Origin of the sequence: Rothia nasimurium (assembly GCF_928381415.1) — a bacterium.
GTDB classification, from domain to species: domain Bacteria; phylum Actinomycetota; class Actinomycetes; order Actinomycetales; family Micrococcaceae; genus Rothia; species Rothia nasimurium_H.
The window spans coordinates 1-21478 of sequence record NZ_CAKMSF010000002.1 but is presented as its reverse complement, the minus strand read 5'-3'; the positions used below and the strand labels follow the sequence as shown (position 1 = coordinate 21478).

Annotated in this window: 24 protein-coding genes; 17 read left to right on the top strand and 7 right to left on the bottom strand. The window is 57.3% G+C overall.

Features of this window, described 5'->3' with window-relative positions; translation table 11 throughout:
* Positions 1 to 34 precede the first annotated feature (34 nt).
* Together dapF and L7A20_RS01990 are read left to right on the top strand one after the other, a co-directional pair.
* The gene (gene dapF, locus L7A20_RS01995; RefSeq protein WP_237222228.1) at positions 35 to 991 is read left to right on the top strand and encodes a diaminopimelate epimerase; all 957 of its coding nucleotides are present in this window, start codon (positions 35 to 37) and stop codon (positions 989 to 991) included.
* Positions 992 to 1633: a class I SAM-dependent methyltransferase gene (locus L7A20_RS01990; RefSeq protein WP_237222227.1), complete on the top strand. Its 642-nt coding sequence runs from the start codon at positions 992 to 994 to the stop codon at positions 1631 to 1633.
* On the opposite strand, the gene L7A20_RS01985 is transcribed toward L7A20_RS01990, so the two are convergent.
* A complete protein-coding gene (locus tag L7A20_RS01985) occupies positions 1610 to 2215 on the bottom strand; it encodes a class I SAM-dependent methyltransferase (RefSeq protein WP_237222226.1) in 606 nt (201 codons plus the stop codon). The two genes, L7A20_RS01990 and L7A20_RS01985, sit on opposite strands and share 24 nt — an antisense overlap.
* A gap of 87 nt (positions 2216 to 2302) precedes the next feature.
* Between L7A20_RS01985 and hflX the strand changes: the two genes are divergently transcribed.
* Both hflX and L7A20_RS01975 read left to right on the top strand, forming a co-directional pair.
* Positions 2303 to 3907, top strand: coding sequence for a GTPase HflX (hflX, locus tag L7A20_RS01980; RefSeq protein WP_237222225.1), 1605 nt, complete (start codon positions 2303 to 2305; stop codon positions 3905 to 3907).
* Entirely contained in the window at positions 3904 to 5940 is a 2037-nt protein-coding gene (locus L7A20_RS01975) for an ATP-dependent DNA helicase (RefSeq protein WP_237222224.1), read from the top strand. The genes hflX and L7A20_RS01975 overlap by 4 nt, the downstream gene beginning before the upstream one ends.
* Before the next feature lie 14 nt (positions 5941 to 5954).
* Here L7A20_RS01975 and lexA read toward each other — a convergent pair whose 3' ends face one another.
* Positions 5955 to 6671 (bottom strand): transcriptional repressor LexA, encoded by a 717-nt coding sequence (gene lexA / locus L7A20_RS01970; protein ID WP_237222223.1) that lies wholly within the window; start codon positions 6669 to 6671, stop codon positions 5955 to 5957.
* Between the two features lie 218 nt (positions 6672 to 6889).
* On the opposite strand from lexA, the gene L7A20_RS01965 reads away from it, so the two are divergent.
* From L7A20_RS01965 to L7A20_RS01935, 7 genes are all read left to right on the top strand, one after another.
* Positions 6890 to 7483 (top strand): LysM peptidoglycan-binding domain-containing protein, encoded by a 594-nt coding sequence (locus L7A20_RS01965; RefSeq protein WP_237222222.1) that lies wholly within the window; start codon positions 6890 to 6892, stop codon positions 7481 to 7483.
* A 75-nt stretch (positions 7484 to 7558) separates the two neighbouring features.
* Positions 7559 to 8668, top strand: coding sequence for a histidinol-phosphate transaminase (locus tag L7A20_RS01960; protein ID WP_237197186.1), 1110 nt, complete (start codon positions 7559 to 7561; stop codon positions 8666 to 8668).
* 54 nt (positions 8669 to 8722) lie between these two features.
* Entirely contained in the window at positions 8723 to 9355 is a 633-nt protein-coding gene (gene hisB / locus L7A20_RS01955) for an imidazoleglycerol-phosphate dehydratase HisB (RefSeq protein ID WP_237222221.1), read from the top strand.
* Positions 9355 to 10035 (top strand): imidazole glycerol phosphate synthase subunit HisH, encoded by a 681-nt coding sequence (gene hisH, locus L7A20_RS01950; RefSeq protein WP_237222220.1) that lies wholly within the window; start codon positions 9355 to 9357, stop codon positions 10033 to 10035. Before hisB ends, hisH begins: the two co-directional genes overlap by 1 nt.
* A gap of 2 nt (positions 10036 to 10037) precedes the next feature.
* A complete protein-coding gene (locus L7A20_RS01945) occupies positions 10038 to 10208 on the top strand; it encodes a hypothetical protein (protein ID WP_237206800.1) in 171 nt (56 codons plus the stop codon).
* A gap of 69 nt (positions 10209 to 10277) precedes the next feature.
* Entirely contained in the window at positions 10278 to 11009 is a 732-nt protein-coding gene (priA, locus tag L7A20_RS01940; RefSeq protein ID WP_237206801.1) for a bifunctional 1-(5-phosphoribosyl)-5-((5-phosphoribosylamino)methylideneamino)imidazole-4-carboxamide isomerase/phosphoribosylanthranilate isomerase PriA, read from the top strand.
* Positions 11009 to 11929 carry an SseB family protein gene (locus tag L7A20_RS01935; RefSeq protein ID WP_237222219.1) on the top strand — a complete coding sequence of 307 codons (921 nt, stop codon included), beginning with the start codon at positions 11009 to 11011 and terminating at the stop codon, positions 11927 to 11929. Before priA ends, L7A20_RS01935 begins: the two co-directional genes overlap by 1 nt.
* Here the strand turns inward: L7A20_RS01935 and L7A20_RS01930 are convergent.
* On the bottom strand, positions 11926 to 12345 hold the full coding sequence (locus L7A20_RS01930) for a DUF1844 domain-containing protein (RefSeq protein WP_237197178.1): 420 nt from the start codon (positions 12343 to 12345) through the stop codon (positions 11926 to 11928). The two genes, L7A20_RS01935 and L7A20_RS01930, sit on opposite strands and share 4 nt — an antisense overlap.
* Before the next feature lie 285 nt (positions 12346 to 12630).
* Between L7A20_RS01930 and infC the strand changes: the two genes are divergently transcribed.
* The 3 genes from infC to rplT all read left to right on the top strand — a co-directional run bounded on the left by infC (position 12631) and on the right by rplT (position 14262).
* Positions 12631 to 13365 (top strand): translation initiation factor IF-3, encoded by a 735-nt coding sequence (gene infC, locus L7A20_RS01925; RefSeq protein ID WP_423817200.1) that lies wholly within the window; start codon positions 12631 to 12633, stop codon positions 13363 to 13365.
* A gap of 204 nt (positions 13366 to 13569) precedes the next feature.
* Complete coding sequence (gene rpmI / locus L7A20_RS01920; RefSeq protein ID WP_135011425.1) at positions 13570 to 13764, top strand: 50S ribosomal protein L35; 195 nt, start codon at positions 13570 to 13572, stop codon at positions 13762 to 13764.
* Between the two features lie 114 nt (positions 13765 to 13878).
* Positions 13879 to 14262, top strand: a complete 384-nt coding sequence (gene rplT, locus L7A20_RS01915; protein WP_135011424.1) for a 50S ribosomal protein L20 — start codon at positions 13879 to 13881, stop codon at positions 14260 to 14262.
* A gap of 426 nt (positions 14263 to 14688) precedes the next feature.
* Here the strand turns inward: rplT and L7A20_RS01910 are convergent, their stop codons facing one another.
* Positions 14689 to 15354 (bottom strand): NAD(P)H-dependent oxidoreductase, encoded by a 666-nt coding sequence (locus L7A20_RS01910; protein ID WP_237209424.1) that lies wholly within the window; start codon positions 15352 to 15354, stop codon positions 14689 to 14691.
* Between the two features lie 359 nt (positions 15355 to 15713).
* Between L7A20_RS01910 and L7A20_RS11970 the strand changes: the two genes are divergently transcribed.
* Positions 15714 to 15848 (top strand): hypothetical protein, encoded by a 135-nt coding sequence (locus L7A20_RS11970; RefSeq protein ID WP_272879203.1) that lies wholly within the window; start codon positions 15714 to 15716, stop codon positions 15846 to 15848.
* Positions 15849 to 16245: 397 nt separating this feature from the next.
* Positions 16246 to 16479, top strand: coding sequence for a hypothetical protein (locus L7A20_RS01905; RefSeq protein WP_237222218.1), 234 nt, complete (start codon positions 16246 to 16248; stop codon positions 16477 to 16479).
* 38 nt (positions 16480 to 16517) lie between these two features.
* Here the strand turns inward: L7A20_RS01905 and L7A20_RS01900 are convergent, their stop codons facing one another.
* On the bottom strand, positions 16518 to 19091 hold the full coding sequence (locus L7A20_RS01900) for a DEAD/DEAH box helicase family protein (RefSeq protein WP_237222217.1): 2574 nt from the start codon (positions 19089 to 19091) through the stop codon (positions 16518 to 16520).
* 184 nt (positions 19092 to 19275) lie between these two features.
* Complete coding sequence (locus L7A20_RS01895; RefSeq protein ID WP_237222216.1) at positions 19276 to 20052, bottom strand: transposase; 777 nt, start codon at positions 20050 to 20052, stop codon at positions 19276 to 19278.
* A 527-nt stretch (positions 20053 to 20579) separates the two neighbouring features.
* On the opposite strand from L7A20_RS01895, the gene L7A20_RS01890 reads away from it, so the two are divergent.
* The gene (locus L7A20_RS01890; RefSeq protein WP_237222215.1) at positions 20580 to 20873 is read left to right on the top strand and encodes a helix-turn-helix domain-containing protein; all 294 of its coding nucleotides are present in this window, start codon (positions 20580 to 20582) and stop codon (positions 20871 to 20873) included.
* 21 nt (positions 20874 to 20894) lie between these two features.
* On the opposite strand, the gene L7A20_RS01885 is transcribed toward L7A20_RS01890, so the two are convergent.
* Positions 20895 to 21478 (bottom strand): IS256 family transposase (locus L7A20_RS01885; protein WP_237222214.1); only part of this gene is annotated, 584 nt, incomplete at its 5' end.

Here is a 21478-nt window from a genome sequence, read left to right as displayed (position 1 = left end):
AGAAAAAGCGCCCCACAACGGAAAGGCAAAACCCGTGGCAACCCACACCGTAGAAACCCCCGTCTGGGGCGATTTGACCGGCAAGACCCTCACCAAGGGGCAGGCAACCGGTAACGACTTCATCTTTGTCACCGACCCCGAAGCTAGGCTCGACCTGCCGGCTGAGCTGATCGCCAAGGTGACCGACCGACACTTCGGCATCGGCGCTGACGGCTTTATTCGCGCGGTCAAGACCGAGCACCTGGATTTTGCCTCTCACCTGCTGGAAGAGGCCCCCGATGCTATCTGGTTCATGGATTACCGCAACGGCGACGGCTCAATCGCTGAGATGTGCGGTAACGGGGTGCGTGCCTTCGTTGACTACTTGCTGACCGAGAAACTGGTTGAGCTTGAAGAGGGCGGACGCCTGCTCATCGCCACCCGCGCCGGTATCAAGGCCGTGGGTCGTACCGAAGACGGCTACGCCATCGACATGGGCCCGTGGGGCTTCATCAACGGTGACATGGCCCGCGATAACGGCACCGACGCCCAGGTGACCGCCAAGGGCCTGCGCACTCCCCGCGGGGCACTTTCCATCACCATGGGTAACCCCCATACCGTTGTCATGCTGGGCACCGACGGCAAGCTTGACGGGCTGAACCTACACGAGGCCCCCAAGGTTTCACCCAACCCGCCTGAAGGCACCAACGTAGAGTTCGTCGTCCCCGAAGAAATCTCAGCAGAGGACGGCGACCCCGCCACCGAAAACATCGGTTCCATCCGCATGCGCGTACACGAACGCGGAGTTGGCGAGACCCTTTCCTGCGGTACCGGCGCCTGCGCAGCTGCCGCCGCCACCCGCTTCTGGGGAGGGGAGGACGCCCCCGACGAGTGGCTGGTACGCGTACCCGGCGGCACCCTGGCCGTCACCTTCGTTCTGGGCCCCGACAACCTCGAACACGTCGTCCTGGCTGGCCCCGCCGCCATGACCGGCAAGGTGCTGCTGGGCTAAATGACTGAAACGAAAGAAAATACCCGGGAACTCTGGAACGAGATTTACTCGGAGCGGGAACAGATGTGGTCGGGCAAGCCCAATGCCTCACTGGTTGCCCTCATCGGAGATCGTACCCCCAGCACCGTCCTTGACCTTGGCTGCGGCGAAGGTGGGGACGCGCTCTGGCTGGCAGCTGGTGGCTGGCAGGCCACCGGCATCGATATTTCGGACGTCGCGGTGGGGCGCGCTCGCGCCCGCGCGGCAGCCGAAGGGTTGGAGACCAGCTTTATCGACGCTGATCTCACCGACTGGTCTACCGACCAGCATTTTGACCTGATTGTCACTAGCTTCTTGCAGTCCTACGCTGACTTTGACCGCCTGCCCCTGCTTGCAGCGGCCCTGGACCTGCTGAAACCCGGTGGGGAGCTCATCTCGGTGGCTCACGCAGGTGCTCCCTCCTTCACTGACCCCGAGGACGCCCGCAAACACAGGGCCCGCATGGTACAGGCTACCGAAGAGGCCCGAGCCCTCACCCACAGCCGTGACGATATTGAGATTGTGCTAGCTGAAGAGTGGATTCGGGATATCACCTCACCCGAGGGCGAGCCTGCAACCATACCCGATGCGGTGATGGTGCTACGCCGGGCGGTGCACCTCTAGAATGCGGAAGCCCTTCGAGGTAGCGTAGCGGGCTACCTCTAGGTCGGGGAAAGTCTCAGCCAGCCACTTCTGTAGGGAATCTGAGCCCAGGTTTTTCTGCACGACCAGGTAGGCGGTACCGCCGGGGGCCAGGCGGGGGAGCCAGGTGCGCATGATGCCGTGTAGAACGTCCTTGCCCACGCGAATGGGCGGGTTAGACCAGATGGTATCGAAGGTCAGCGACTCATCGAGGGCATCGGGGGCAGCTACCGTCACGTTGGTGAGACCCAGGCGCTCAGCGTTCATCTCGGTGAGCCGGGCAGAACGGGAGTTCACCTCGACCCCGTAGACCTCAGCATCAGGCGCTGCCATCGCCAGGGTCAGGGTAATCGGGCCCCACCCGCACCCGATATCGAGCATGCGCGCCCCCTGCGGGGCGGGGGCCTCATCGAGGAGAATACGGGTTCCCTTATCAACCCCACCCGGGCTAAAGATGCCGGAAGCGGTCAGAACCTGCACCCGGCGTCCGCCCAGCTCAACAGTCACAGGCTGGGGCGAAAAATCGCCGGTGGGGTTTTCAGAAAAATAGTGCGCGCTACTCATAGACGTTCATTCTACGCTAAGCCCCTGCCCTTACCGCCCCGGAAAAGCTAGAATAGAAGGACGCCTCAACCCACCTCGAAAGGTACTATGACCGAGACTTCAACCCCCAGCAATGACCCCAAACTTCCCTCAGATGAACAGCTGAGACGTACAGTAGACCGCGTGCTGGGGCGGGCACAGGGCAACGGTAGTGTGCTCGATGAGAGGGCCCGCGAACTCTCAGATAACCAGCGTGAACATTCCGAATACGATGGTGACCAGCAGGACCTTGAAGAGCGCCGTGCTCTGCGCCGAGTGGCCGGTCTATCGACCGAACTCGATGACGTCACCGAAGTTGAATACCGCCAGCTGCGCCTTGAACGCGTTGTGCTGGCAGGTGTTTGGTCTGAGGGCACCCTGGAAGAAGCCGAAGATTCCCTGCGTGAGCTGGCCGCTCTAGCCGAGACTGCGGGTTCTGAGGTTTTGGACGGCCTGGTACAGCGCCGCCTCAAGCCCGACCCGGGCACCTACCTGGGCTCAGGCAAGGTACTTGAACTCAAAGACATCGTTGAAGCTTCCGGCGCTGATACCGTGATTGTGGACGCCGAACTGGCTCCCTCCCAGCGCCGCGCCATTGAAGATATCGTCAAGGTTAAGGTCATTGACCGTACCGCCCTGATTCTTGATATCTTCGCCCAGCACGCCAAGTCCCGAGAGGGTAAGGCCCAGGTCGAGCTGGCCCAGCTTGAATACATGCTGCCGCGTCTGCGCGGTTGGGGTGCGTCCCTGTCCCGTCAGGCCGGTGGCCGAGCCGCCGGTGGTGAGGGTATTGGCTCCCGCGGCCCCGGTGAAACCAAGATTGAAATGGACCGCCGCCGTCTGCGCGCCCGCATGGCCAAGCTCAAGCGAGAAATCGCTGCCATGGCTCCTGCCCGCGAGACCAAGCGCCTGAACCGCAAACGTAACCGGGTACCGTCCGTTGCGATTGCCGGTTATACCAACGCCGGTAAGTCCTCCCTGCTCAACCGCCTCACCGACGCCGGCGTGCTGGTTGAAAACGCCCTCTTCGCTACCCTGGACCCCACCGTGCGCAAGGCCCAGACTCCGGACGGCGTGGGCTACACCCTCTCTGACACCGTCGGCTTTGTGCGCGCCCTCCCCACCCAGCTAGTGGAGGCCTTCCGCTCAACCCTTGAGGAAGTTGCCGACGCTGATGTGATCGTTCACGTTGTGGACGTCTCCCACCCCGACCCCGAGGGGCAGATCCACTCTGTCCGCCAGGTCATCACCGAGGTTGACGCTCAGAACATCCCCGAAATCATCGTGCTCAACAAGGCCGATGCCGCTGACCCCTTCGTGATTGAGCGCCTGCGCCAGAAGGAACCCAACCATGTGGTTGTTTCAGCCCGCACCGGCGAGGGAATCGAAGAGCTACAGCAGAAAATTGCTGACACCATTCCTCGCCCCTCCATCGAGCTCAACATGCTGGTGCCCTACTCAGCAGGCAGCGTTGTCTCCCGCCTGCACGAATGGGACGCTGAAATCCTGCGTACCGCCTTTGTCTCTGACGGCACCTACGTGCAGGCCCTGGTGCGTGATGAGGTAGCCTCTGACCTGGCCGAGTACGTTTTGGAAGAAGACCTGCTCGAGGTTCTGCAACCTGAAATCGATGAAGCTATCGCCTCTGGGGCGGTTGAAACTCAGCGCGCATGAAGGAACACGTCACCGCACCCACCGGGCAGGAGCTAGAAACCCTGCCCGGTGCCCAGCCCGTCCTGCACCTCTTGGACACCGTGGTGGAACGCTCCGGTGGCCAGAGGCGCGATGGTCAGCGGACCATGGCGGCCCACGTTGCCCGCGCCCTGGAGACTGAAAAGCACCTGCTGGTGCAGGCAGGTACCGGCACCGGTAAGTCCCTGGGCTACCTGGTGCCCGCTATCTATGCCGCCCAGACCGCCGAAAAGCCCATCGTGGTGGCAACCGCAACCCTGGCCCTGCAATCCCAGATTGTCAACCGCGATATACCTCGCCTGCTGGAATCACTGGGAGATGAGCCCGAACATGAAACCGATGTGGCCATCCTCAAGGGCCGCAATAACTATGTCTGTCTGCACAAGCTGGAAGGTGGTTACCCCGAGGACGACGGCGACGCCCTTTTCGATATAGATGCCACTACCGGCGCCACCGGCCCCGCCGGAAAACTGGGGGAAGAGGTTGTGCGCCTTCGCGAATGGGCACAAACCACCGACACCGGCGACCGCGACGAGCTGCTGCCAGGCGTAAGCGATAAGGCATGGCGGCAGGTAGCCGTCACAGCCTCAGAATGCCTGGGCAAAAAATGCCCCCTGGTCGAAGAATGTTTCAGCGAGATGGCCCGAACCAGAGCAGCTGAATCAGATATCGTCATTACCAACCACGCCCTTCTCGCTATCAACGCCTTTGAGGGCGCTGCGGTGCTACCCGACCACGACATCGCCATCATCGACGAGGCCCACGAACTGGCTGACCGCGTCACCGGTGCCGTCACCGGGGCACTATCACCGGCCGCTATTACCAAGGTTGCCCGCAGCCTCAAGCGGCACACGGACGCCGACCACAAGGCACTCGAACAGGCAGCGCTCGCCCTTGACGACTCTCTCAACGGGGTACCCGCCGAGATGATGCCCAAGGGCTTGCCTGACCGGGTTGCCGCTGCCATGGAACGCGTGCGCGATGCGGCGCGTCAGGCCCTCACCGATACGAAGAGCGGGGACAAGGACGGCGACGCCGGCCGCCAGATGGCGCGTGCTGCCCTGACCGAGGTGCACGAAACCTCAGAGAAGATGCTGACCGCTGACCCGCTTTATCAGGTCATCTGGGTTTCTCGTACCGGCTCTTGGGAGCCCGGCAGGGGGTATGTGGCGGCAGCCGACGATGACCCCGCCACCCTGAACATCGCACCTATCTCGGTTGCCGGTTACCTGCGAGAAGGTCTTTTCGAAAACCGCACCGTGGTGCTGACGTCTGCGACGCTGACGGTGGGAGAAAGTTTTGACGCCGCCGCTGGTGCCCTGGGGCTGATGGGTAAGGACGCTCCGCGCTGGGACGGTATCGATGTGGGGTCTCCCTTTAACTACCCCAAGCAGGGCGTGCTGTATCTAGCCTCTGACCTGCCTAAACCTGGGAGGGGAGTTTCGGTAGAACAGCTGGACCGTATCGTTGAGCTCGTGACCGCCTCGGGTGGCGGCACGCTGGGGCTCTTTTCCTCTAAGCGCGGGGCCGAGCTGGCTGCCGAGTACGTGCGGGAGCGCACCGACCTGAACATTCTTCTGCAGGGAGAGTCGTCTCTGCGCGCCCTGGTGCAGGAGTTCACCGAGGACACCGATTCCTGTCTTTTCGGCACCATGAGTCTCTGGCAGGGCGTGGATGTTCCTGGCGACTCCTGCCGCCTGGTCATGATGGACCGTATTCCCTTCCCCCGCCCCGATGATCCGCTGTCGCAGGCGCGTACCCGGGCGGTAGCAGTTGCTGGCGGTAACGGCTTTATGGCTGTTTCTGCCTACCACGCTGCGGTACGCATGGCCCAGGGTGCTGGCCGCCTGGTGCGGTCGGTCGGTGACAGGGGAGTTGTGGCCGTCCTTGACTCCCGCATCGCTACTCAGCGCTACGGTTCCTACCTGGTGAAGTCCCTTCCGCCCTTCTGGACAACAACCCGCAAGGACGTTGTACTGGGAGCGCTCGAGCGCCTCAAACAGTCAATCGACTAGTGAGAGACTAGGTCTTAGAGACTGCGCAGTACGGAGACGACCTTACCCATGATGGTGGCTTTATCGCCCAGGATGGGCTCGTACTGGGTGTTCTGGGGTAGTAGCCAGGTGTGACCATCGCGCTGGCGGAAGGTCTTAACGGTGGCCTCGTCGTCGAGCAGGGCCGCGACGATGTCACCGTTCTGGGCGGTGTTCTGGGCACGCACTACCACCCAGTCGCCATCGCAAATCGCAGCATCGACCATGGAGTCTCCCTTGACTCGTAGCATAAAGAGGTCACCCTGACCTACTAGCTGGCGGGGGAGCGTCATGACGTCTTCGATTGCCTGCTCAGCGGCAATGGGTGAACCCGCAGCAATACGGCCTACCAGGGGAACGGTAGCGAGGTTATCGTCGGTCTGCGCGAAGGTAGGCACAATCGGTAGCGTGATGACGCTGGTTTCAGGCTTTACTTCTTCGGGGGAGGTCTCGCCGGTGAGAACCTCAATAGCGCGCGGACGCTTGGGGTCGCGCCTAATATAGCCCATCTCTTCGAGGCGAGAGAGCTGATGGGTAACAGATGAGAGTGAAGCGAGACCAACGAGGTCACCGATTTCACGCATAGACGGCGGGTAGCCGTGCTCATCAATAGCGCTTGAAATGGCGCTCAAAATTTTTTTCTGGCGGGCAGTGAGGGGGCGAGAGCCCTTGTGGGGCGGGCTTGCCGGAGTCTGCGGAGTTCGTTCGCTCACGGTATCTCGTCTCTGTTGGTTCTTAAAATGTCAGCCACCCGGTGTTCACTATCAAGTGGTCTTCTAAGACTATGTCAAGCAAACAGGTTATTCAAACATTTGTTCTAATTTTTCTCGACTATGTTCGATTTTTCTGATAGAACATAGATACGAAGAAATTTTAGAACAAAGATTCGACTTTTGGTTGAATGTTTGAGCGTGAATCAGGAGAAAGACTTATGAGCACCATCGCCTTGCCCGAGTTTATGGCTCGTACTTCTTTGAAGAAGCCCCTTGATCAGGCTGCTACTTTTACTGTTCGCCACAGGGCCCAGCCTGCTATCTCGGCTGGAGCTATAAGGGAACCTCAGTACCGCATTCGCTTTGCGGCCCCGGCTCCCACTAGCCCTACCTCTGCCCCGCGTAATGCTGGGCAGACCGCAGTAGTGTCTGTGCCCACCCGCCAGGTGCGTGCTGACAGTGCACCCCGTACCGCTGCTGCTCAGCGCCAAAAAATTCGGCTCACTCGCCGCGGCCGCCTGGTCTTTAGGGGCCTGCCACTACTTACCCTCCTAGCCCTGGTGGTACTCGGTGCCTTGACCTTTATAGCTCCGGGGGAAGCTAAGAGCGCTACTTTTGACCCGGTCGCTCCTGTCAGTCAGACAGTGACCGTGGTGCACGGTGACACCCTGTGGTCGATTGCAGCGGAGGTTGCCCCGGGCGAAGATAACCGCGACGTCATCAATCGCATCATGCAGATTAACGACCTCACCAGCGCACAGCTGGTTCCCGGTCAGGTTCTTGAGGTGCCTGTCTACGCTCAGTCACAGTAAGAAAAAGAGCGGTGCCCTATGCCAGACTGCGAAACAAGAATGCAGCGTACGGGGCTAGGTCGCTACACTAGGGGGGTGACCGAAACTACCACAGCACTCGAAGCCCTGCCCCTGCGCGAAGATTTGCGGGGCCGTTCACCCTACGGCGCACCCATGATTGATGTTCCGGTAACCCTCAACGTTAACGAGAACACCCACCCCATGCCGCAAGAAGTCATCGATGCCATCACGCGCGATGTAGCAGAGGCCGCCGTAGCCCTGAACCGCTACCCCGACCGCGAGTTCGATACCCTCAGAGCAGAACTCGCAGACTACCTGGGGCACGGTCTGACCCCCGAAAACATCTGGGCAGCTAACGGCTCCAACGAGATTCTCCAGCAACTTATGCAGGTCTTTGGCGGCCCCGGCCGCTCGGTCATGAGCTTCGTGCCCACCTACTCTATGTACCCCCTGCTGGCAGACGGCACCAATACCGCTTTCATCGCGGGTACCCGCGCAGCCGACTACTCCCTCACCGCAGCTTCAGCAGTTGAACAAATTGAAGAGCACAAACCCTCTATCGTTATTCTCTGCTCACCCAATAACCCCACCGGCACCGGCCTGGGGCTGGACGTTATCGAAGCGGTCTACGATGCGGTGGCAGCCTACAACGGTATCGTCGTGGTCGATGAGGCCTACGCAGAGTTCGCCCAAGACCGCACCCAGAACGCTCTCACCCTTCTACCTGGCCGCCCCAACCTGGTTGTCTCCCGCACCATGAGCAAGGCCTTCGCACTTGCAGGTGCCCGTCTGGGTTACTTCGCAGCAGATCCCGCTGTTGCCGACGCCGTCCGCCTGGTTCGCCTGCCCTACCACCTCTCAGCCGTCACCCAGGCAACCGCGATTGCAGCCCTGCGTCACCGCACCCAGCTGCTGGCTAACGTTGACGACATCCGCGCCCAGCGCGACCGCATCGTGGAGCACCTCACCGGCCTGGGACTAGAACCGGCTGTATCGGATTCTAACTTCGTGTTCTTCGGCGGGCTCAAGGACGAAAAAGCTGCCTGGAACTACCTGCTAGAACGCGGCGTCCTGGTGCGCGATAACGGAATCCCCGGCTACCTGCGCGTCACCGCCGGAACCGAAGCCGAGACCAGTGCCTTCTTAGACCACCTCACCGACTACGTGCAGACTTTCGAGCGCTAAGCGCAGCGCGTAGCCCCATCAACACCGGCAGATACCTTAGAAAAAGAGACAGACATGGCAGTACCAACCGGATCATCCACCGGCATCGGCCCCCGCATTGCAAAGATGGAGCGGGCGACCAGCGAGTCGTCCGTCAGCGTCGAAATTAACCTCGACGGCACCGGCGTATCAGACATCGACACCGGTGTGCCCTTCTACGACCACATGCTCACCGCCCTGTCTAAGCACTCCCTGATTGACATGACCATCAAGTGCTCTGGCGATACCCACATCGATGTGCACCACACCGTTGAAGATACCGGCATCGTGCTGGGCGAGGTGCTCCGTCAGGCACTGGGTGATAAGGCGGGCATCCGCCGCTTCGGTACTGCCACCGTGCCCCTCGACGAAGCTCTGGCCTCTGCCGTGGTCGATATTTCTGGCCGCCCCTACCTGGTCCACACCGGTGAGCCCGAAGGCTTCGAATACCACCTCATCGGTGGGCACTTCACCGGGTCAATGGTGCGCCACGTCTTTGAGGCTTTCGCCTATCACGCCGGTATCTGCCTGCACATCACCCTGCTAGGCGGGAGGGACCCCCACCATATCGCTGAAGCCCAGTTCAAGGCTCTCGCCCGCGCCCTGCGTCAGGCAGTAGAGCCCGACCCCCGCCACGCCGGTATCCCCTCGACCAAGGGAGCTCTATAATGAGCGAAGCTGTACAGCAGAAGCCCACCGTCACCGTCCTTGACTACGGGGCAGGGAACGTGCGCTCAGCCGTCCGCGCCCTTGAAGAAGCGGGAGCGCGTGTTGTGCTTTCCCGCAAGGAGTCAGACGTCCTGGGTGCCGATGGCCTGGTTGTGCCCGGCGTGGGCGCTTTCAAGGCCGTCATGGACGGTCTGAAAGAAGCAGACGCTATCCGCATGATTGGCAGGCGCGTTGCGGGCGGACGCCCCGTGCTTGGTATCTGCGTGGGTCTGCAGGTTATGTTCGAAAAAGGCGTTGAGCACGGAGTTGAAGCCGACGGCCTGGGCGAGTGGCCCGGCACCGTTGAAAAGCTCAAGGCTGAAGTTGTACCCCACATGGGGTGGAATACCGTTCGCGCCCCCGAAGGCTCCAAGCTCTTTGCCGGTATCGAGAACGAACGCTTCTACTTTGTGCACTCCTACGGTGTGCAGGAGTGGACCTTCGACCAGAACAACGAAGCGATGCTCCCGCCCCAGGTTACCTGGGCCAACCACGGGGGCGACTTTATCGCCGCCGTAGAAAACGGGCCGCTGGCGGCTACTCAGTTCCACCCCGAAAAGTCGGGTGAAGCGGGCATTCGCCTGCTCAAGAACTGGATTGACTCCCTGCCTGTGACCGGACGCTTGGACGGGGGCCAGTAGCGATGTCTGCAACAACGTCCGGTCTGCTATTGATGACCGTGGGCATGATGTTCATTGGCGGAGCCTACTCCTTTTACAGGCAGAAAATTACCTGGGTAGCCCAGCTGGTTCTGCTCCTGGTGGGTCTTGCCTTCGCCGGCTATGGCCTGTACGTGGTTATGAACTACAGCTAGGCAGCCAGCAGCGTATACCTAGCCCCTCCTAAAACTTCACTCTTACCCCATACTCCCAAGGAGAGAATAATGACTGATCGCCTCGAACTGCTGCCGGCAGTCGACGTAGCCAACGGCCAGGCAGTGCGCCTGGTGCAGGGCGAAGCTGGCTCTGAAACTAACTACGGTTCCCCCGTCGAAGCTGCTCTGGAATGGCAGAATGCCGGTGCTGAGTGGCTGCACCTGGTCGACCTCGATGCTGCCTTTGGCCGCGGCGATAACATCGCAATTCTGACCGAGGTAGCCCAGGAACTCTCCATCAAAATCGAGATGTCAGGTGGAATCCGCGACGACGAGTCACTGGAACGCGCCCTATCCCTGAACCCAGCCCGCATCAACCTGGGCACCGCTGCCCTGGAAAACCCCGAGTGGACTCGCAAGGTTATCGCCGAGCACGGCGATATCATCGCTGTTGGTCTAGATGTACGCGGGGAAACCCTGGCAGCCCGTGGCTGGACCAAGGAAGGCGGCAACCTCTGGGAGGTTCTCGACCGCTTGAACGAGGACGGCTGCGCTCGCTACGTGGTCACCGACGTCACCAAGGACGGCACCCTGCAGGGTCCCAACCTGGAACTTCTGCGCAAGGTCGCTGAGCGCACCGATAAGCCAGTGGTCGCCTCCGGCGGTATCGCAACCCTGGACGACATTGCAGCCCTGCGCACCATGGTGCCCCACGGAGTTGAGGGCGCTATCACCGGTAAGGCCCTCTACGCCGGCAAATTCACCCTCGCCCAGGCACTCGACGTCGCAGGTCGCCCCTAGTGACTGACTTTTCAGATCGCGTGCACCGCGCCCACACCCACGGGCACGGCAACCCCGGAGACCCCAGCGCACCCCGCCGGGAACTCCCCGCACATATTGCTGCCCAGCTGGCGTCCGCCGGTCAAAAAACCGATACCGGCGGGCAACCCTGGGAAGGGCGCAACCTGGGGGAAGGCACCAGCCACACCCACCAGTTCCCCGGCGATGACGGAAAAACTGACCCCGCCCTGCTCAAAGTTCTTGAAGCTTTCAAAGCCGGTGAGGTCGATGAGGTTGCCGTGGTTGATGCCCTGCGCTCGGTGCGTATTTTCGCACCCGTGGTAGCTCAACTATCGCAGGCAGAAATTACCGAGCAGGGGCTAGTCTCCGACAAAGAATCGGATATGGCCCTGGTGAGTATTCAAGCTCCGGACGGACGCCGCGCCCTGCCGATCTTCACCAACGTGGACGCGCTCACCGCCTGGCACGACCTAGCCCGCCCGGTTGCCGCTGACATGCGTAAAACCGCCCTGTCAGCCGTAGAAGATGACAACCAGCTCATCGTGGTAGATCCGGGCGCTGACCTCACCTTCGTACTGCGCCGCCCCGCCTTCTGGGCCATTGCCAAGGGCGAAGAATGGGTGCCCTCCTACCGTAACCCGCAGGTTGCCCAGGAACTCAGCAACATTGCTGCGCCCCTGTCAGCTGTAGTCGCGGTTGAGGCAGGCCCCGGCACCGGGGTCTACTCGCAGACTGCGAGCGGACGCGTGCTCGCAGGCGGCGGGCACGGGCCAGAACTCAAGATTATGCTCAAGCTCCGGCCCGGCCTTACCCAGGAACAGGTCAACCAGACCGTGCACACCTTCCAGCAGGGGCTCGCCCTGAACCGGGTTATCGCCGAGCAGGCTGACTCCGTACAGATTGCCTTGGCATCGGCTTAGAAGACCGGCCCGGTGAACTTTTCGCCGGGGCCCTTGCCGGGGGCGTCCGGGTAGGGGGAGGCCTCGCGGAAGGCCAGCTGGAGGGAGCGTAGACCGTCGCGCAGGGGAGCGGCATGCTGGGAGCCAATTTCGGGGGCCGCTGCGGTGACGAAGCCGGCGAGGGCTGTGATGAGCTTGCGGGCCTCGTCAAGATCCTTGAGGTCTTCGGCGTTCTCTTCAGCAGCCAGGCCGCACTTGACGGCAGCAGCGCTCATCAGGTGAACAGCAGCGGTAGTAATGACCTCAACGGCGGGAACCTCAGCGATATCGCGCATCTGGGCGTTAACTTCTTCAACCTGCTCGGCAGTCAGGCCTTCAGGCAGTGCCTCGCCGGGCTCAGCGGAATCTTCAAAACGGTAGCTAGTTTCGTTGCTCATGGTTACTAGAATCTCACACCAACCCTACCGAGCGTGAATCGCCCGTCACACTCAACCCGGCCACCGGCGTCCGCCCCAAGAAAAACAGCCAAAACCCTTGAAAAACCGCCCCTAACCCAGTAATGTTAAGAGCTGTTTGCAAGTGGAACTTAAGTTCCCACCCGCTGCCGCCGACTCTGGCAACCGGGTCAGCCCCAGGCTCCCGCAAGGGAAACCTTCGAAGGCTCACAGCGCCGACTACCGGCGTCCGCGCCTTCAGCCTGGGTAGGTAACCTAAGCCTCCGCTTGCCAAGCCGCAACCGGGGGCTTTTTTCAACCCCCACAGAAATTCACGGGGACACCCCCACCACAAGCAACAGGAGCTTTGTCATTAGCGATCCACGCATCAACGACCGCATTCGCGTTCCGGAAGTTCGACTCGTCGGCCCCGGCGGTGAACAGGTCGGTATTGTCCGCGTAGAAGATGCACTGCGTCTTGCTCAGGAATCTGACCTCGACCTGGTTGAGGTTGCTCCCAACGCTAAGCCGCCTGTGTGCAAGCTTATGGACTTCGGCAAGTACAAGTACGAAGCCGCAGTCAAGGCACGTGAATCTCGAAAGAAGCAGGTCAACGCTTCTTTGAAGGAAATCCGTTTCCGCCTCAAAATTGACACCCATGACTACGAAACCAAGGTAGGGCACGCACGTCGTTTCCTCGCCGGCGGTGACAAGGTCAAGGCTATGATTCAGTTCCGTGGTCGTGAACAGCAGCGCCCCGAGATGGGTGTGCGTCTGCTTGAACGCATGGCAAACGACCTCACCGAGGTTGGCACCGTAGAGTCCAACCCCCGCGTCGACGGTCGCAACATGGTAATGGTTCTCGCTCCGCTCCGCGGCAAGCAGGAAGCCCGCCGTGAAAGCCAGAAGTCAGGTGGCCGCAAGGGTCGCGAACGCGTCAATACCACTGAGGCAACCCCTGTAACTAACTCCCTGGCAGATGCAATGCCCGAGGAACTCAAGGCACAGGCGTCAGCCGAATAGGAGCTGTTTAGACAACCAGGCGCGAGCTCGTGTAGGGTTTCGTGCTTGGTCGTCGTTCGCTCTACCGCTGTTTTTATTGAAAGATAAGGGCACCGGTGAGCGGGCAGAACACCCTTAAAACTTCCCCGCCCGCCGGGGTCGTTGAGTTTTTCAGTTCCTCACCCTGTAACCGGGGCGAGGGTAGAACGTAAGGAGAATCGGCTCATGCCGAAGCAGAAGACCCACTCTGGTGCTAAGAAGCGCTTCAAGCTCACCGGTACTGGCAAGGTTAAGCGCCAGCAGGCCAACCGCCGCCACTACCTGGAGCACAAGTCATCCCGTCTGACCCGTCGTCTGGCATCTGACCAGATCGTAACCGGCGGCCAGGCTAAGGTCATCAAGAAGATGCTGGGCAAGTAAGCTCCTTCTTTTTGAAGCTTCGCCCCCTGTGGGCGCACCAAAAGTAGATATTTTCTCTCCTGCACCAGCGCTAGATTTTTAGCTGGGTAGGACACAAGACGTTAGGAGACACACGTGGCACGTGTGAAGCGCGCGGTTAACGCGCACAAGAAGCGCCGAGTAATCCTTGATCGTGCATCAGGCTACCGTGGCCAGCGTTCACGCCTTTACCGTAAGGCTAAGGAACAGGTCACTCACTCACTGGTATACAGCTACGACCACCGTCGTAAGAAGAAGGGCGACTTCCGTCGTCTCTGGATCCAGCGTATCAACGCAGCTGCACGCGCTGAGGGCCTGACCTACAACCGTTTCATCCAGGGCCTGAAGGCTGCTGAGGTTGAGGTTGACCGTCGTATGCTGGCTGAGCTGGCTGTTAACGAGCCTGCTGCTTTCTCAGCTCTGGTTGAAATCGCTAAGAACAACCTGCCTGAGGACACTTCAGCTCCCAAGGCTGCCTAAGTCTTTTTAGGTTTGTCTTTCCCCACCTAGCAGGTGGGGTGCGGACGCCGCCTCCCGCTTTCCTGCCACCGGGCAGGGTAGTGAGGGGCGGCGTCCTTTTTGTGGTCTTACTGGGGCTTGGAGTGCCGGGCAGGAGGAGCGGGGCTGGGACGTCGCGCTGGGGCATCGGGCTGGGGTGCCGGGCGCACATCGAATGCCCACCAGACTCTCGCAGTGTCTACGCTTTTGATGGGCGCAGCGAGAGTCTGGTGGACGGTCCAGGCGTAGCGGGTGTGAGCTACTGAGTAAAACCAGCAGAAGGAATGGGCAGAGGCCTTCCAAGCGTAAATTTTGGGTGGAGAAAAGCCCACCCTGCTTCCGTCCTGATGCGGACGGCGGCGGGGTGGGCTTCTGTGCTACCTGAAGTTGCAGGTGGGGTGGGGCCTGCTACTCAACCCAGGTGATGACCTCTTCGGCGGGCTTGCGGGTCTGGGGCCAGGGCAGCTCTTCAGCGCGGTAGCCAAGGGCAAGCATGGTGACGATGCCTTCGGTTTCGGGGTCGATGATGCCGTGATCGGCTAGCAGGGCGTTGACCTTGTCGGCGTTGAATCCTTCGATGGGGCAGGAGTCGATACCGATGAGGGCGGCGGCGGTCATCATGTTGCCCAGAGCGATGTAGGTTTGCTTGGCGGACCAGTCAAAGAGGGTGCGCTCGTCGGTGAGGCCCATGTCGTTGACCTGGAAGCTCTTGTAGGTTTCGAGGGCTTTGGCGTGGTCTTCGGGGGAGAGATTGCGGGAGGCAAGTGAGGCCTGCATATGGGGGCCGTCGTGCTGCATGTTGCGCTTAGCTAGGATCAGGACGAAGTGGCTTGCGCCGCCGAGCTGGCGAGCAGCTCCCCAGCTGAAGGGTTTGAGGGCTTCGCGGATCTCGGGGTTTTGCAGGACGACGAAGCGCCAGCCCTGAGCGCCGACGGAGCTGGGGGAGAGGCGAGCGGTTTCGAGGATGTAGGTGATGTCGTCGTCGCTGATTTTCTTCTCGGGGTCGAAGAATTTGATGGCGCGGCGGCGCTGGGCGGCGTCGAGGACGAGCTGCTTGATGGCTTGATTCTGCACGGGCTGTGCCTTTCGTTGTGGGGCTGAGGAGAGCTTACAAGTCAACAAGAGCAGGGGAGGGGGTTTATTCCGGGAAAAATAAGAGGAAAAGTAGTGTAGATACAATGGGTTAATGGGTATCTGAATATTCTAGGTTGTGAACCGTTGAGACTTATTCATAAGGGGCTCCGTAGACTCACTCTCGTTGCCGCCCCTCACGCCTGGTTCGCTTCGCTCACTAGGCGATTCACATCAGCCCCGAGCCAGCAGCTTCGCTGTGAGCTTGTTTCACTCCAGACTTTTGAATATGCCTCTTAGTCTCATGAGCCCTTTTTATGGTCACTGATGAAACGTAAGCAACTGGTGATTAATAGTAGAGCATGGATGAAATTTATGCTATTGATGGATTCTATGCCAGGGTTGTGTATCGTGGCGTGCCTATTAAAACTTTGGGGGACAATGTGGGTATTGAATTTATAGTACCGGAAGGCGTTATGAATTGGAGCAAGTATTAGGTAGTCTGCGGTAGGGACACCCTCTAATAACTCTTCTGACTTGGTTTCAGGTCGTTTAGTCTTGAGGGATTTTTGGAGAGGGATATCAGGAACAAATGTATTAATAAATTTTTCAAGAGTCACAGCAAGCAATGTCTGGGCCGCAGTCGGATGACCAGACCTAAAAGCTGATATGGATTCTAGGGCGAAATTTTTAATTTCAGAATAATCTTCATCCTTCTCTAACTTATTTAAAATTATTAAGCATTCATCAATGAGTTCATCCTTGTGCTGTAGAAGCACACCGGCAACTTCATTGTTATTCGCAGAATTGATTAGTTTGCCGAGAACGTCAGATTTGGGTACCTGGTAAATACCAATGCTATACTCTTCAATAAAGTTCAGTAAATCATCTACGGTGAATATTTCATTGTTTAAGCATGTTCTAATATTTTCAGGAAATATAAACCTGAATGCAGATGCAATATTTTTAATTGCTTGCTTTAGAATTGGTGAATCTAGAAGGGAGTTAACCCTGTGGAGTGAATCTTTTATCTGCGGGTTGACGATAGCTAATGCAGGTGGTGTGTTTTTAAAAACTGAATTAATTCTATTGTTTAATTCAAGATTTTTTAATAATGCATTCCTGTAGTTCTGATTAATTCTTTGAATTGTTTCATCGCTAAATTATTATTTTGCAATTTGTTCACCTTCAAGACTTATCACAGTATCGTACAAACCTATCTGCCGGAGGTTCTTATGGTTACGGATACCTGTATAGGTGAGTGAGGCATCTTCATAGCGGCGGAACGCAAAAACTGCCTGATTCATATGCACCGAATTGAAAACCCTCAAACTAACCAGTAACTCGAAATCAGCAACGCTCAGGCCCGTAACTGTCTTAAACAAGTCTGGTTCAATCCTCGAAATAACGTCCTGCAGGGTATTTTCGCGGAAATCGGTGAGATACATGAAAGCAGGAATGCGAGTTGCAAACTTGATGAGCTTTTCTTGAATCTTCTTTCGCTTATCTTTATATTCTTTCTCTTCCGCAGATAGTTTCTTCTTCTCGCGTGCAGACAAGGAAGCACCTTTAGACTTCTTCGTCTCAGAAACCTTGTCACTCTTATTTACTACAGTTTCAATGACATCAGTGCCCAAGGCACGGAAGCCCTCAATCTGCATGATAGCTTCCATCGCAGCCTCACTATTCATGACCCTACGAAGCGTCGCATTATCAACATTTACCAAAACAGCTGACTCCCATTTACGAGCCAAAAGCGTCGCAGAGGTACCAGCCATAGCAATATCAAGAATGCTCCCAGCATCAATCTGAGTCATTTTCGCACCGTCATAGGCAAGCACGGGCAAAAACTTAACCAACTCAGCCACCGAATTCTCAGGGTTAGACTCTGACGGGCTCAGCTTTTGGCCATACTCAGCTATCTGACGCAAAGCCCGCGTCGGTGCAAAATCAAAGACAAAAGCAACAGGCTTCAAGATATCTTCTCTGCTGGGATCATCACCATCAGGATTCCTAATTGACCAGGGCGATTGAACCCGGAAAGCAGCCTGAAAATATGTTTCAGGGCTCGACAAGTTCCTCAACATTAAAATCGAAGACCATTGCTTAACCGTCACACCCGTGGTGAGCTTTCCACACGATAGCGTAATCGTCTTAGAGCTATAACCATCACCAATAGCGTTACGAACGGGCGGTAAAGCCTCAACACCTACCCCAGCTTCGGCACCAGCAACAACCAAAACCTGATAATCATGCCAGTAGGTATTGTGCCTGGCCTTCAGAAGCCTAGCCATAGCATGACAAGCTGAAACATTAGGCAGGAACCAGAATGAATGCTGTAGATATGGTAAGAGTCTAACGTCGGCGTAGGGGAAAGGCGGACGCGAACCTGAACGGAGAGCGTCTAGCTGAGTTGGTGCATGTTCACCACGAATCAGGTCTAACCATTTCTGCACATCTGATTCATGCACAAACCTAGCCTCAGCCCCAGTTCCTGTTGCTTCAAAGAAACTGTTGAGGTCGAACTCGTCAAACTCGCCTTGACTTGCAATCGATAGAATGTCGTCAGGCATTTGATAGGTCATCAGGCGCATTTCAGGTAGAGAACCGTAGGGGTTAAACTCGCCGGGGTGCTCCTGTTCCCAATCAGTTTTTGCCTGCTGCTCATCTGTGTAGGTCCAGTTAAAGATTTGCTCTTCGATGAACTCACCACTGGTTAGAGCTTTAAAAGGTGTACCTGAGAGGTAAAGGTAGGCCCTGGTAGTGATAGGTAGGAAGTCCTCTTCGGAATTGTCGAGTTCATCTAATTCTTCGTCAAAAGTCCTAAGCGAGTCGTGAAATTCAGCCTTAAATTCTGCCTGACGTTCCTTGGCTTCTTCGCCTTCGAAAAGTTCCTTTGCTTTATCACGCCAGGCACCGAAATGGTACTCGTCAAAAATAACAAGGTCCCAGTTAATGGTGTGGAGCCACTCATTTTTAGCTTTGATGAGCCCTGTTGCTCTGTCCCGGCCCATTAGGTCTTGGAAAGACCCAAAATATACGAGTGGCCGTGAGGGGTCGTATTCTTCCTGGGCGGCTTTTCTCGACGCGTTGAGGTATTGCCATCCCTCAAAATCAATGTGAGATTCAAGGTCCTCTTGCCAGGCTGACTGTACTGCTGGTTTGAAGGTAACAACCAGAACGCGCTGTGCATTCATTTTTTGGGCCAGCTTATAAGCGGTAAAGGTTTTACCGAAACGCATTTTGGCGTTCCACAGGAATCGGGGCGTAACATCGGGTTCTTCGTGCCAGAGTGAAAAATAGTAATCGTAGGTAAAATCTACGGCACGTTGTTGTTCGGGGCGGAGCCCAAAAGTTTGGTGGCGCTTACCTGAAAAGACCTGGCCTAAACGGATTTCCTCAATGGCTGTTAATACATCGGCAACTGTGCAGCGAACCCACTCACGCGACGACCCAATAGCGGGGTTATCGAACCCTTTAGCCTTGAGAAGGTTAATGACATCTTTATCCCTGAAAAGACTGCCATCCTGACGCTCTGCTAGGACATCTATGTGGAGGGTGTATTCCTGCTGCATTTGCCCTTGAGACTGCCGAATACGGTCATTGACATCGGCCTGGGTGGTCTGGCCAATCTTGATGAGACCCTCATAACCAGCAGGAGGGGTATTCGGCGTCCAAGCGTAGACCTTGAGACGGGCTGAGGGCTTTTCAGGGAGGAGCGCTTCAATCTTTTGACTCACCGCAGCTCTTCCTCCATGGGACGAACAACAGACTGGATATAGGAGATTTCTTCATCCGTTAGTCCATATTTGATATATAGGTCTTCATCTGTCCAGATACGGTCCCAGGCCTGTAACGGAACGAAGCCATATACGTTCTTTGAAGCATGTTGAGCTACTTTGCGTAATGAAACAAGAAAGAGGCTTATTCAAAAGTCCCACCCGCAGCCAAAAACACCAACCCCCGCACCACCGAAAACACCCGCCCATACAACCCCAACGGCCGCCTAAACCCCGTGTGAAGAATCCGCCAAGTCTTGATATGAGCGATAACCCGCTCCACCACCGACCGCAGCCGATTCAGCACCCGATTATTCCGCCTCTGCTCCCGACTCAGCCGCTGACCCGGCTTACGCCTGGCCGGGGTAGCCAACCCCAACCCGATATAGCCCTTATCAGCCACAGTGCTCTTATCAAGATATCTTTCCAAGCCATGATGTTTGAAGGCGTAAGCATCATGCCTGGCCCCGGGCACCGGGTCTGTGATAGCCAGCAACTTTCCATCCAAGGTGCAAATGACTTGGTGGTTGAATCCGGCTCGTTTGTGCTTTCCAGAGAAATTTGTTTTACCAAGTGATCGCCAATTCCACGTGGGTATCAGAGTCCCGTCAACTACTAAGGACCCGGGTGCTTTGAGGCTTTCTTTCAAAGGCTGAGTCAGCGGAGTGAGAATCTTCTCCAGGGCCTTTTCGATGGTGTTGATAGCTCGTGAGACTGTCGATTGAGAGACAGCAAAAAGTTCTGCGAGGAGTTCTTCGGTGAGGTTGTGGCGGTGGTAGAGCAGGGTGATTTTGAGGGCTTGGGTGAGGGTTAGCGCTGGTGGTCTTCCGCCTGGTTTTGACCAGGTGAGGTGATGGGTGAGGGCTGTGATGAGTGTGGCGAATTGCGTGGCTGTGAGGCCGGTTGTACGCTGGTGTAGCAACGGTCTTGTCCGGTATGGCTTGAGGTTATTTGTAGAGATTTAACGCTCATATTTTTGCCGCGGGTGGGGCCGTTGTCTAGTTGGTGGGTGTGGGGTGCGTGTCTACTTTTGAATAAGCCTCATAGATTTTGGTGTGCATGATGTTTATGGTTCCTATGATGTTGCAGGGCCCGGTTCCGGGATAGGTGGGATATTTCGGAGCCAGGGATTCTTCGATTTTCTTCTAGGCCCTGAGAACTAACACTATTCGGCGATTGCTTATTTCGGCGAAATCTGGCTCGCAGCGAAGCTGCTGGCTCGGGGCTGGCGTGAATCGCCCAGTGAGCGCTAGCGAACCGGGCGGTTGCTTGTGTTCGCCCGAGGTTGCAAGCCTCAAGACCAGGAATCAAGAACCGTAAAGTAAGAACATCTTCCTGAATGGATATATAAATATCCATCAATCATAAACAGTACACCATGACGGAAATAGAACCATCTCTTATTGCTCAGTTCTGGCAAAAATATATCCACTAAGGCAAAATAGAACCATGACCCTACCAACCTTTACCATCCTCGACCGCCTACGCAAAGCACGAGAGCACGTCGACCTTACACAAGCGGCGTTCGCAGAAAAGGTAGGCGTATCAACAGTCACATACTCCCGCTATGAATCAGGTGCTCGCAGTGTGCCCGACGAGCTAATCGAACGAGCCGCTGAAGCTACCGACATCCCCCTTGAATGGTTCTATCAGGACGACAATACCCAACCCTCTGCCGCACCCATGGGTGACCTGCCCACCTCTCTCACAGTCCAGTGGACCCCCGGGGGACTGTCAGATTAACGGTGTAAACCCACAACAAATCTAGCGACCAGCCACCTGCGGCAACCGATCACCAAAAACAATAGCAAAAGCATTCAACGCCGGCTTCCACCGACTCATCCACCGCCGAGCACCAGCACCTGAAGGATCCAAAGACCGAACCGTCAAATACATAAACTTCAAAGCCGACTCCTCAGACACAAAATGCCCACGCGACCTGGCAGAACGCCGCAACCTAGCATTCAAAGACTCAATCGCATTCGTCGAATACAACACCCGACGAACCTCCATCTCATACGACAAAAAAGGAATAAATTCCTCCCAGCGACGCCACCACAAAGCACTAATAGCCGGGTACTTCTCATCCCACTTCTGCCCAAAGGCCTCCAAAGCCGCCTGCGCAGCCTGCTCGGTCACCGCCTGATAGACCGGCTTCAAATCCCGGGAAATCGCCTCCCAGTGCTGCCTGGGGGCGTAATGCATGGAATTGCGGATCATATGAATGACGCAGTTTTGCACAATCGTGCGTTCATAGACCGCATTCACGGCCTCAGGCAGGCCGGTGAGCCCATCACAGACCAGGTAGAAGATATCAGCGGTGCCACGGTTCTTCAGCTCGGTCAGGA